The 12001-nt window shown below is 39.0% G+C and carries 9 protein-coding genes; 5 read left to right on the top strand and 4 right to left on the bottom strand.

Going from position 1 to position 12001, the window contains the following annotated elements; all coding sequences use genetic code 11:
• Positions 1 to 122 precede the first annotated feature (122 nt).
• From HMPREF9455_RS17395 to HMPREF9455_RS20835, 3 genes are read left to right on the top strand one after another with little or no spacing between them, the layout of a single operon-like run.
• Positions 123 to 3290 carry a SusC/RagA family TonB-linked outer membrane protein gene (locus HMPREF9455_RS17395; protein WP_006801055.1) on the top strand — a complete coding sequence of 1056 codons (3168 nt, stop codon included), beginning with the start codon at positions 123 to 125 and terminating at the stop codon, positions 3288 to 3290.
• Between the two features lie 12 nt (positions 3291 to 3302).
• Positions 3303 to 4967: a SusD/RagB family nutrient-binding outer membrane lipoprotein gene (locus HMPREF9455_RS17390; protein WP_006801054.1), complete on the top strand. Its 1665-nt coding sequence runs from the start codon at positions 3303 to 3305 to the stop codon at positions 4965 to 4967.
• A gap of 39 nt (positions 4968 to 5006) precedes the next feature.
• Positions 5007 to 5951 carry a hypothetical protein gene (locus HMPREF9455_RS20835; protein WP_006801053.1) on the top strand — a complete coding sequence of 315 codons (945 nt, stop codon included), beginning with the start codon at positions 5007 to 5009 and terminating at the stop codon, positions 5949 to 5951.
• A 240-nt stretch (positions 5952 to 6191) separates the two neighbouring features.
• Here HMPREF9455_RS20835 and HMPREF9455_RS17380 read toward each other — a convergent pair whose 3' ends face one another.
• The 4 genes from HMPREF9455_RS17380 to HMPREF9455_RS17365 form a co-directional block, all read right to left on the bottom strand.
• Positions 6192 to 7220, bottom strand: coding sequence for a radical SAM/SPASM domain-containing protein (locus HMPREF9455_RS17380; protein ID WP_006801052.1), 1029 nt, complete (start codon positions 7218 to 7220; stop codon positions 6192 to 6194).
• Positions 7210 to 8112 (bottom strand): energy transducer TonB, encoded by a 903-nt coding sequence (locus tag HMPREF9455_RS17375; protein WP_006801051.1) that lies wholly within the window; start codon positions 8110 to 8112, stop codon positions 7210 to 7212. Before HMPREF9455_RS17375 ends, HMPREF9455_RS17380 begins: the two co-directional genes overlap by 11 nt.
• Positions 8109 to 8948, bottom strand: coding sequence for an energy transducer TonB (locus HMPREF9455_RS20830; protein ID WP_052303111.1), 840 nt, complete (start codon positions 8946 to 8948; stop codon positions 8109 to 8111). Before HMPREF9455_RS20830 ends, HMPREF9455_RS17375 begins: the two co-directional genes overlap by 4 nt.
• Positions 8949 to 9378: 430 nt before the next feature.
• Positions 9379 to 10278: a helix-turn-helix domain-containing protein gene (locus HMPREF9455_RS17365; protein ID WP_006801049.1), complete on the bottom strand. Its 900-nt coding sequence runs from the start codon at positions 10276 to 10278 to the stop codon at positions 9379 to 9381.
• Positions 10279 to 10574: 296 nt separating this feature from the next.
• Here HMPREF9455_RS17365 and HMPREF9455_RS17360 point away from each other — a divergent pair, with 296 nt between their 5' ends.
• Both HMPREF9455_RS17360 and HMPREF9455_RS17355 read left to right on the top strand, forming a co-directional pair.
• Positions 10575 to 11678 (top strand): alpha/beta hydrolase, encoded by a 1104-nt coding sequence (locus HMPREF9455_RS17360; RefSeq protein WP_006801048.1) that lies wholly within the window; start codon positions 10575 to 10577, stop codon positions 11676 to 11678.
• Positions 11679 to 11682: 4 nt separating this feature from the next.
• On the top strand, positions 11683 to 11997 hold the full coding sequence (locus HMPREF9455_RS17355) for an NADPH-dependent FMN reductase family protein (protein ID WP_006801047.1): 315 nt from the start codon (positions 11683 to 11685) through the stop codon (positions 11995 to 11997).
• Positions 11998 to 12001: the final 4 nt, after the last annotated feature.

Raw genomic sequence — 12001 nt, 5'->3', positions numbered from 1 at the left:
ACGTTACTAGAGAGGTTTTTTTGCGTTTGTACCAGCGAATGAATCGGGCCTAAAGAAATATTCTCAAATTATAATGTCGAGTTGATATAAAAAACAATATTTAGCTATTAATTACAATTATTATGAAGAAAAGAGTGGTGTTAATTTTATCCTGCTTATTGCTAAGCATCGGATTTATAGTAGCACAAACAACGAGGATTTCCGGTACTGTGGTAGACAGTAATGGGGAGCCCGTTATTAGTGCTTCAGTTGTAGTGAAAGGAACTACTACGGGTACAATAACTGATTTGGACGGTAAGTTTTCTATTAATGTGCCCGAAGGGAATAATGTACTGGTATTTTCATTGATCGGAATGAAAACAATGGAAACTAAACCCGTTCAGAACATGAAAGTAGTACTGCAAAGTGATGAAAACATATTAGACGAAGTCGTTGTTACGGCAATGGGTATCAGTCGCTCTGATAAAGCTTTGGGGTATGCGGTTGCCAAGGTAGATCCGAGCAATGCGGTGCAAAAAGCTGAACCCGATTTGTTTCGTTCGTTGAGTGGAAAAATACCCGGAGTACAAATAAGTTCCTCTTCATCTGTGGCAGGTAGCGCTACAAAAGTATCTGTCCGGGGGAACTCTTCCATATACGGAAGTAATGACCCATTGTATGTAGTGGATGGTATTCCTTACAGTAATCCGGAAGTTACTACCGGCAGCAGGCTTACTTCAGCAGGTGCTTACGGAACGGGAATTTCGACCTTAGACCCGAATGATATTGAAAGTATGAGCGTTCTTAAAGGTGCGGCAGCTGCGGCATTATATGGTTCACGCGCAGCAAATGGTGTTATCCTGATTACGACAAAATCGGGTGCAAAAAAGACACGTCCATCTCAAAAAGGTACTGAAGTTACAATAACATCATCTTATGCATGGGAAAACGTTGCGTCTTTACCTGATTATCAAAATACATACGGCCCGGGATCGAATTTTGTGTATTCGAATGCCAATGGCTCGTGGGGACCGGCTTTCTCTGACATGGAAACCTTTCCGACATGGCCTAATTACCTTGCTGCCTATCCGAATATGCCCGTGACTCAAGAGTATAAAGCTCAACCTAATAACGTAAAAAACTTATTTCGTACCGGTGGTTTATTAGATCTCTCTGCAAATATTGTGAGTTACAACGACAAAGGAAACTTTAATCTGACAGTATCCCGCGCAGATCAGGACGGATACATTCCTCATTCGGAATTTGAACGGAGTTCATTTAGCGCAGGAGGAAACCAGAAACTGGATAATGGTATACGGGTAGGGGGAACTTTATCATATAGCCGGACTATTCAGGACGGACCATTTTTCGGAGCAGGCAGCTATACGGGATCGGCAAGTTCATTCGCACGTACGCTACTTTTACCTCGCAACTTCGATACCTCCAGCGCATTACCGTACGAAACTGTAACCGGAGCAAATTTATTCCCGCTTAGTGGGGTGGATAATCCGCTATGGTCATGGAAGAACAATACGATAAATACAGTAACCGACCGTACTGTAACGACAATGAATACCGGTTATGATTTTACCAATTGGTTGTCATTCGACTATACATTTGGATGGAATCAATATGAAATGGCGCGTAAACAGGTTATAAATATCGGTTCTGCGGCAAGTTCAGGCAAAGGATATATATTGAATGATAATTATAAAGTACAAGAACTGGAATCGATTTTTGTGCTCACGTTCAAAAAAGACTTCGGACCGGATTACAATCTGAAAGCTGCACTGGGGCACAATGTGAACCAACGCACTTCCTTAAGGGCTATGCAAGATGGAACAGAAATGATATTCAAAGATATTTATAATGTGGATAATACCCAAACCCAAACAGCATCAGAGTCATACAGCAGAAGGCGATTATGGGCTCTGTTCGCTGACGTAACATTTGGCTACAAAAATTATCTCTACCTGAATGCGACTCTGCGTAACGATCATTCGTCTACATTACCGAAAGATAATAACAGTTACTATTATCCTGCATTTACAGGCTCTTTCATATTCAGTGAAATTATAGGCGTGAATCCTGACATATTGAGTTTTGGTAAACTTCGTCTTGGTTGGGGACAAGTAGGTAATGACGCTTCTCCCTATTATAAGAATGGAACGTATCTTCAGGATACGCCTTTTGACGGCCGTCCGATTATGTTGTTACCGACAACAACCTATGATCCGAATCTAAAACCTGAATTTACTACAGAATTTGAGATAGGAACTGAGCTTAAGTTCTTTCGGGATCGTATAGGCATCGATTTTTCTTGGTATAACAGATCTATTACGGATATGATCGCTCCTATCAGTTTGCCTCGCTCGACAGGCTCAAGCAGTTATTATACAAACTTTGGAGAAATTAATAACAAAGGAATTGAAATAGGGCTATCAGCGACACCTCTCAATCTGCAAAACTCATTCAGATGGGATATATTCGCTACATTTACACAGAATAAGAGTAAAGTTATTTCGCTAACGAATGGGGTTGAACGCCTTACTCTGTCAACCGGATCTACCAGTGAACCACAACCTACCATGCAACCGGGCTCACCTTATGGTATTCTTCGTGGAACTAAGATCGCTCGCGACGAAGAAGGTACCCCTCTAGTAAACCCATCTACCGGAGCTTATATGGTCGATTCTGAATTAGGTGAATTGGGCAATCCTTATCCGGATTTCAAATCAGCCATTACGAATACACTATCATTTAAAGGAGTTACATTCAGCTTTATGTTCGATATGAGTGTAGGTGGAGTTATTGTTTCAGGTCCAGCATCCGATATGTTGGGCAGGGGGGTAACCAAGTATAACGAAGACCGCTTAGGAACCCGTATTCTTCCGGGAGTTTTGGCCGATCCGAATACACATAAACCAATATTGGATGCGAACGGTAATAAAATACAAAATACCGTGCAAATCAGTGAAAACGATCTGTGGTTTGCATCAGCTAGTACCAACCCGACATTTGCAATGAACGGCGTACATGAATTCCAGACTTTCGATGCTACGGTATTCCACCTGAGTGAAATCTCTCTTGGTTATGATATACCAAAAAAATGGTTAAAGAAAACATTTATAGGCTCAGCTAGTTTTTCTGTAATCGCAAGAAACTTATGGCACTACGCTCCTGGATTTCCGAAATATCTGAACTACGATCCAGGATCCAACTCTTTCGGTTCAGGAAATGTACAAGGTATTGACAGGGAGACTGCACCTACGACACGAAGAATAGGGTTGAACCTAAGATTAACATTCTAAATATATAGAAAAATGAAAAATAGACTAACATTCTTTTTTATAATATCAGCTTTTCTTTTTACAACATCTTGTACAAAAGATTGGTTGGATATCAATGATGATCCGAATGCCCCTACAACTCCGGAACTTTCCCAATTGTTATCGGGTAGCCAAAGATATATGACTTCTGCACTTGGACAAGGTAACTTTATTGGAAATAATTTATCTTCTTATACTCACCATCTGGTGTCACGCGAGGTACAAAATTATGGGATGACCACTACTGCCAATAATATCTATAATTCTTGGAATTATTTTTATATTTATTCACTCATTGATTTTGATGCTATTATCAAGAATGCCGAACCGGATGGAAATCTAATTTATGCGGGAATTGCTAAAACATTAAAAGCATACACGTTTTCCATGATGGTAGATCTTTGGGGAGATGTTCCTTACTCTGAGTACAATATACCCGGATTAACTGCACCTAAAGCCGACAAAAGCGCTTCGATCTATAATTCGGTAATTGCTTTATTGGAAGAGGGACTGGCTGATTTACAAAATAGTACGGCAGCCAATCCTTTAAAACCGGGAGACGACGACTTTTTTTATAGTGGAAATAAAGACAAATGGATTCGTCTGAACAATACAATCAAACTGAAATTATTGTTGCAGACGCGGTTAGCAAAATCTGACATTACTGACTGGCAAAAAAGACTGTCCGACTTAATCACAGCAAACAATTTTATCGCTTCGGGAGAAGATTTCCAATTCTGGTATACAGCAAAATTAAGTCCGGACGAACGTCATCCTACCTTTGTATCTGAATATGCCAATAAGGGTACAACTCACTATATCAGCCCTTACTTCTATGAAATGATGAAAGGCCTCACATACAACAATACTAAAAATCCGTTTGCAGGAATCACAGATCCACGGGTACCGTATTATTTCTACAATCAGTTGAAAACAGGTCAGGCAGCACAAAACAATCATTCTTATCGTGAAGGTAATTTCCTAACTATCTTCTTCGCCGACAACGGCTCAAATAATGCAGGCGATCAATCCAGTTCCATGAGTAAAGTCGGCATCTATCTCTGCGGAGGAAAATATGATGATGGTAATGGAGGTGCTGTATCCGCAAATACTGGTAATGGTGTGGCTCCACTTAAACTTGTTACATTTCATTCACTCAAATTTATGCTGGCTGAATTGGCCCTTACCGGTGAGATAAACGGCGATGCAAAGGCTTTATTTAAGGAAGGAATGAATGCTTCTATTGCACATGTAAATGCAGTCGCGGCAAAACAAAGTAATATTCCTACAATTGCGACAGCCGACAGAGACGCATTCACGACTTCAGTACTAGCCAAATATGACGCGGCTTCAGATGCAGGTAAACTGGAGATCATCATGACACAAAAATGGATCGGGAATATCTTCTCTCCGGAAGATGCCTATACAGATTACCGCAGGACAGGCTATCCGGAGTTGTTCAATCCGGCTAATACGGCAGATCCGGGATATGGAGTAAATCCTACCGTTACTGCACTCTCTCCGGCACGGGTACCTATTGCTCCAATAGTATCTTTCCCTAGATCATTATATTATCCTACAACTACCGAAACGGATCTGAATCCAAATCTGGAGCAAAAGACGAACTTGTCGGCTAAATTTATATTCTGGGATAAATAAAACAGAGCGATTGATAGACAATTTAAAGTTAAAAGAAATATGAAAAAAATATATTTATATATTCTTGCGGCAATTACGATATGCTTAATTACAGCAAGTTGCGACAAGGATCTTCCGTTCCCTATAGATGAAGTAAAAAGAGGGGTTGTCATTGATATTTTGAGAGTACCCGGAACTGATGGTGTCCTTTCAGATGGCCAAACAACCGGAAACTATCAGGTAAAACTGACTATCCCTACTCAGCAAGGCGACTATTCAATGATGGATCATGCACAATTGTTAGCTGTGTTAAATGATGGGACCAAAACGACTGCTCAGGTGGTTGTGGATGACATTACAAGCTTTCCGTCGACAATATCGATTAATATGGCTGATGTGTATGGTAAGTTTGGAAAAACATCTCCGGCCTTGGGTGAAACATTAAATTTCACTGTGAATGTTGTATTAAAAAGCGGAGAAGTAATTCCGGGCTGGAATCCAAATACAAATGTTTATAATAATCAGGCTTTTGCAGGCTGGCAAATTGAAGGCCGGGGCCTTTCTTATCGTGTACAATATTCTGTTGTATGTCCATTCGTTCCGGAAACAACATTTGTTGGAACTTTTCAATGTACTGAAACGTCTTCTTATGGTAATGATGCCTATGCAGTGACATTATCTCATCATACTGGCAATCCTGAAACGATTCCGGCTGGTGTAGATCCAGCAAAATTATATGGTATAAGGATTGAGCCTATTTCTCCTAATATTTGGGAGGGTGCTCGTGAATATACATTGATTTGGATAAATACGGAAGATTTTTCGATTGTGGCTACAGACCAGCCTACAGGAGATGATTACCAAGGAAATCCCGCGACTCCGGTTGTCTGGAGATTTAAAGATGCTTCTGTTTCCACATGTACCCGGCAGATAAAATTTACAGCAACACCAACTATTGTGGGAGTTGGATCTTATGCTGCTTTCACATTTACGATAAAACCGTAAATGTAGAAATAATAAACACAATGAAATAGGGGACAGGATACACTCCTTATAATGTTGCATCCAATTCATACAAACACTTTTTAATGCAGTGATGCATCAACCCTAAAAGAGACCGGGCCCGGTCTCTTTTTTTATATACATACTGATTAAATAGATACGGAATATCTATCTAAATTCAAAAAATAATATAAGATGAGACTATTTCTTGAATTAAAGGCGTTTTACTCCTGATTGATCAAATCAAATTAATTCCTCACTAGTCAATATAGGATCTACATGTTCCAATCCTAATCCACATTGTTCAGAAGCTGCACGGCAACCACCACGACAAATATCCCATTTGTCACATTTACAGCAATACTCAGGAACAATCTCATTCCACGAATTGGCGTATGGGGAATACAAGATTTGTCTTAAATCTTGTTTGTAAATATTTCCAGCCACTACAGGAGAATGATTGCACAGACGAATATTCCCATTAATATCCATCGTTATTGGCTTTTGTAATACGTTATCGGAACAATGGCCAAACATGATATTTGGATACATCTCTGGATCAATAAGACAGTCGGGAGAACACACATTGGAAGAAATAACCAAGCCCAATTCCTCAGCTTTGGCATTAGCTATTGTAAATGCTTTTTTCAATTGATTATGATTAGCCGAAACAGATGCCGGATTGGCAACACCGCACCCACCGATATTGTACCGGTTCATCATAATTCGTCTTAAACCTAAATCGGATATAAAGCCCAAGGTATCAGATAGGACTTCTATATTATATCTTGTCAATACTATTACAGGAACCGGATAACCACCGATACCTTGCACTGTCCGAATAGAGTTAATAGATTTCTTCCAACTTCCGTGTACCTGTGTAATATAATCATGTACAGTTTCGTCCGCTGAATGTATGGGAAACTCAAACAGAGTAATTCCCATAGCTATCATATCGTTATAGTCCTCTGCTGTGCCTTTATACCCATTACTGATAACTGTGACCGTTTTACCTTCCATCCGGCAAAAAAGAGCAATCTCTTTGATACGTTGAGCGACAAAAGGTTCCCCTCCCGTAAGGGTAATATTACGGATATCCACCTGCGAAAAAACTTGTTTCAGGGTTTTGATTGCTTTATTGTATGAATTGAATGATTGATGTTGTGCACCAGGTATCTTCCAGATATTGTAACAATAACGGCAAGCAAGATTGCATTTATCAGTCAGTTCAAAGGCAATATTATATAGCTGTAATCTTTCCTTATTTTTCATCTCCGAAATCCAGACTAATAGTCATCGTTGTTTTAACCGGCTTGCCATCATAATGAATTCCGGGTTCCCATACTCCGGACAACGATAAGGCTCTCAAGGCTTCTTTATCTGCATCTTTTGATAGCTTACCGATCACTTTTTTATCTACCAGTCTCCCTTTTTTATCAACGGCAAAACTAAGGATAACCTCTCCTTTGACGTTATCATTCTTCATCTGTTCGCTATACCGGATATTACCTTGTATCCATTTTTGGAAGCTTTCAAGATCGCCGGCAGGAGAAACCGGCTTTTTAGATATTTCATTATATGAAATCTTAGTTATTGGCTTCACTCCCGGTGAATATATATCATCCCGGAATCTTGGATCACTAACAACAATGACTTCGTAGCAGAGAATCATATCTGAATCTTTCATTGTTATTATTGCTTCACCTCCTATCATAGTTGAAACTGAGATTTCCCGGCTTTCCATACCAACAAAAGAAAACACTAACCTGTCAGTAGATTTAACCTCAATACTAAAAGTTCCGTCTGTACCAGAAACTACCCCATTTGTAGTTCCTTTTGCAACAATTGATACTCCGGCTATAAAATCGCCATGCTCATCCTTTACTCTTCCCTTTATTTCTATAAGACTATCGCGCCTATTGTTCTGTTTTTCTAAAGAAGAGGTAGTCCTAGTTTTTATTTCTTTATTTTGAGGTACACGAGGAGGTATCGTATCATAACAACTTATCTCTACTTTTCGCTGTGCTTGAACTGTTGTCCCTGCTATGCCAATAATCAATGTACCTAGTAATAATTTATACTTGACAAAGATCGGCGATCCGTTTGTCTTGTCCGCAAGAAAAGAGAATAGGCAAAATAATATATTATATGATTTGAGTTTCATTCTATGTCGCTACTAAGATTAACCGTTATTGTTATTCTTGTTTTTACCGGATCCCCATAAATCTGCCCGGGTTTCCATCTTTTAGATTTCGATATAACATTAAGGACTTCCTTATCCGCTTCTTTCGATAGGCTTTTTACAATCTTTTTATTTATTACTTTCCCTTTTTTGTTTATAATAAAGCTGAGTTTTACCACTCCTTCTATTCCATCTCTGCGCATTTGTTCTGTATATCGAATATTACGTTGGAGCCATTTTTCAAAGTCTTCAAGATTACCGACAGGAGATATGGGCTTTATTATTACCTGGTCATAATCGAATTCTCTTTCTTTGAGTCTGGAAGCATATATGTCATCATTATTATATGGATTAACACTAATACCATAACACATGATACCTGTAAGTTCATTTGTAATATTCATCTTTAATGATTTGCTTGTTATAGAATCTATGCTTACAGAACTTTTGGGTTTTATTACTGGCCCGTCAACGACCTGAACCGCATAACAAGCAATACCTGATCGGTTTTTAACTATTGATCTACTACCGACAACAACTACTTCTTTAACATTTAAAGTATCTGAGGTCTGTTGTATTTCAGTTGAATCAACAGCGACTTTATAGCAGGATGCCATCTCTGAATAAAGAGGTATTCGAAGAGGGATCGTATCATTTATGACCTCTTTCTTTTGAGCTTTTGCAGATGTCCCTGCCAATCCAATAATAAGAGTGCCTAATAATAGTTTGTATTTAACAAAAAAACTCGCTCCATTCGTCTTATCAGACAGAAAGGAAAATACATAAAAAATAGATTTGTACAATTTGAGTTTCATCATATATTTTTATCTATAGAGCTATTAGGATATTCTATAAATGTAGTAGTTTTTATTTATGTTTGTTTTATATTGTACAAATAATTAGGGCAAACGCATCAAAATTCATAAAGCTGTTTTTCAGCCTCATGTAGGGGCGTATTGCATACGCCCAATTGTGACATTTTGCTATGCGGGCGTATGCAATACGCCCCTACAGGCCTTCGATAGAAGTTGAACAATTTGATGCGTTTGCCCTGAAACCAATCAGCAAAGCCGTTGTAATTATGTAATTGAGTGCGATCCTATTCCTGAATGAAAAATTCTGCATATCTAGTCGTTAGCTATATACCATTTGACAAACTGGAATCTTTCTTTAAGGAATACTTGAAATAGAGTGGATATAAACATACGATATATAACGAGAGAATTTTTACGGATTCTCTCATTTTTATTAATTCATCAACCGATAATCACTTGGCGAACTACCCACAATCTTCTTAAACATCCGGCTGAAATGATGCGGATATTTAAACCCTAATTCATAAGCAATTTCATTTACCGACTTATCGGGGTGGTACAGTTTATCCTTTGCCTTTTCAATAACCTTTATCTGGATATACTCCTGAGCGGATTTACTTGTTTCTTTTTTGATTAAATCCCCGAAATAATTGGCTGACAAATGAAGTTCATCTGCAAAATACTGCACCGAAGGTAAACCGATTGTTTGCGGTTTATCCGATTCGAAGTAACCGTTAAGCAGTTCCTCGAACCGGGACAATACATCTTTATTTATATTCTCACGGGTAATGAATTGGCGGTCATAAAAGCGCAGGCAATGATTAAGAAAAACCTCAATATTCGCCGTAATGATGGCTTTACTGTGTTTATCAACAGAATGACTCAATTCGTCTTTTATTTCCTGAAAACAATTCACTATAATCTGCCGTTCACGTTCCGACATATGCAGCGATTCATTCGATTCGTAAGAGAAAAACGAATAATCATTCATTTTCTGTCCGAGCAGTGTACCCCGAAGCAAATCGGGATGAAAACATAACCCCCAGCCCTGCATTTTGAAAGTTTCGCCCGTATCATCTTTTCCGGCCACTTGTCCCGGAGCAATAAAAACAAGCGTACCTTCCTGATAGTCGTATGTATGGCGGCCATAAATCAAATCGCCGCATTTTACATCTTTCAGGAAAATAAAATAGAAACCATATCTTTTACGGATATGATGAAATTCTTTTGTGACTGTGGAAAAGTCGATAGAACTTACCAAAGGGTGCAGCGTTTCTATTCCCAGAAAACTGTTATAATCGTGTATCGTATCAAAATTCAATATTTCGCTCATAATTTCTGATTTTATGTATAACAAATATATAAAAAGCCGAAAGCAATCAAATTTATTTGAATTGCTGAGGCGAACCTATATTTTGTAAAAATAAGGCTTCTTGTTTAAAATCTACCATCCCATGCTGTAAATCAGTAATAATGGTATAAGAAACTGTAATTTGTGTATATGATTGATATTCTATAAAGTAGCAATCAGTAATAATGGTAGGAGAATCAGTAATCTGTCTATTTACATGGGGTATTATTCACCGTAAATTTGTAACATGAAAATTATAAACTTATAATCCGTAAAATATGAAGCAAAGGAATAGCGTGAAAGAGATAGTATTTATAATAAGTATCCTCCTTATTTTCTCGGCTTGTAATCAAAATAAGGAAAAAGATATGAACGGACTACTTGTAATAAAAGAACAGGGCAGTTTTGCCGTTGGCGGCTCGGTGATTCAAAATGAAGGTACATATAATGGCAACAACTTCGATAACTTCAAACCTTATCCCGAAGGGCAAACCTATCACGGCGACCATGCCTATGTATTTTACCAGATACCCGACAAAGCCCGGCAATTACCTCTTGTTTTTCTGCATGGAGCAGGGCAATCCTCCAAAACATGGGAAACGACACCCGACGGGCGTGAAGGCTTCCAGAATATTTTTCTCCGTAGAGGTTTCAGTACATACTTAATCGACCAACCCCGCCGGGGAAAAGCAGGAAGAAGCACGGTTGCATCTACCATCGAACCCATTGCCGACGAGCAAATGTGGTACGAAATATTCCGTATAGGTATATGGCCCGATTATCACGAAGGAGTACAATTCCCGAAAGATAGCCAGAGCCTCGAAAACTTCTTCCGCCAAATGACGCCGAATACAGGCGCATTCGACAACGAAGTAATCAGCAACAGCATGTCTGCCCTTTTTGATAGAATAGGCTCAGGTATTCTGGTAACACATTCGCAAGGAGGCCTTCCGGGATGGTTTACAGGCATAAAAAATCAGCATGTAAAAGCCATCGTTGCCTATGAGCCAGGAACCTACCCATTCCCCAAAGGAGAAGTACCCCAACCAATAAGCGGACGTACAGGAATATTATCAGGTGTTGAAGTTTCGATGGAAGATTTCATGAAACTGACTAAAATCCCTATCGTGATGTATTTCGGCGATTATATACCCGATGAAGTAACCAACGAACTCGGAGGAGAAAACTGGCGGACACGTCTGGCATTAGGGCGATTATTCGTTGAAGCTATAAACCGTCACGGCGGTGATGCTACTTTAGTTGAATTACCCAAAATAGGCGTATTTGGCAATACCCATTTTCCGATGTCTGACCTCAACAATGTAGAAATAGCCGATTTGCTTTCCGGTTGGTTGAAAGAAAAAAACTTAGATAAAAAATAGAAACATGAAGAATTTAATTTTAACCCTATTCATGATGCTAATAATATGCCCTCTGTCGGCATATTCAGATAATAACGAAAATATTTGGGAAGATAAAGAGCAGACACCTCCCGAAGTAACAGACCGGAAGATTCTTATCGCCTATTTCAGTTGGGGAGGAAGCACGCAGCAAGTTGCCGCCACATACAGGGATGAAACACTGGCTAAAATAGTAGAACTTACTCCCGATTCCGAACATCTTAAAGGTTTTGGAACTACCAACAGAAATGCTGATGTAACACCGTGGCTGAAAGAGATCGGTATTATTTCAAATCAATAATATT

This window comes from Dysgonomonas gadei ATCC BAA-286, from assembly GCF_000213555.1.
Classification (GTDB): domain Bacteria; phylum Bacteroidota; class Bacteroidia; order Bacteroidales; family Dysgonomonadaceae; genus Dysgonomonas; species Dysgonomonas gadei.
Note: the sequence above shows the minus strand (reverse complement) of the source record. Positions and strands in the feature narration are given on the sequence as shown.

What these genes read in the sequence shown, in the direction of transcription:
- HMPREF9455_RS17395 (WP_006801055.1), top strand. Translation starts at nt 123, where the DNA reads ATGAAGAAAAGAGTGGTGTTAATTTTATCCTGCTTATTGCTAAGCATC.
- HMPREF9455_RS17390 (WP_006801054.1), top strand. Translation starts at nt 3,303, where the DNA reads ATGAAAAATAGACTAACATTCTTTTTTATAATATCAGCTTTTCTTTTT.
- HMPREF9455_RS20835 (WP_006801053.1), top strand. Translation starts at nt 5,007, where the DNA reads ATGAAAAAAATATATTTATATATTCTTGCGGCAATTACGATATGCTTA.
- HMPREF9455_RS17380 (WP_006801052.1), bottom strand. Translation starts at nt 7,220, where the DNA reads ATGAAAAATAAGGAAAGATTACAGCTATATAATATTGCCTTTGAACTG.
- HMPREF9455_RS17375 (WP_006801051.1), bottom strand. Translation starts at nt 8,112, where the DNA reads ATGAAACTCAAATCATATAATATATTATTTTGCCTATTCTCTTTTCTT.
- HMPREF9455_RS20830 (WP_052303111.1), bottom strand. Translation starts at nt 8,948, where the DNA reads ATGATGAAACTCAAATTGTACAAATCTATTTTTTATGTATTTTCCTTT.
- HMPREF9455_RS17365 (WP_006801049.1), bottom strand. Translation starts at nt 10,278, where the DNA reads ATGAGCGAAATATTGAATTTTGATACGATACACGATTATAACAGTTTT.
- HMPREF9455_RS17360 (WP_006801048.1), top strand. Translation starts at nt 10,575, where the DNA reads ATGAAGCAAAGGAATAGCGTGAAAGAGATAGTATTTATAATAAGTATC.
- HMPREF9455_RS17355 (WP_006801047.1), top strand. Translation starts at nt 11,683, where the DNA reads ATGAAGAATTTAATTTTAACCCTATTCATGATGCTAATAATATGCCCT.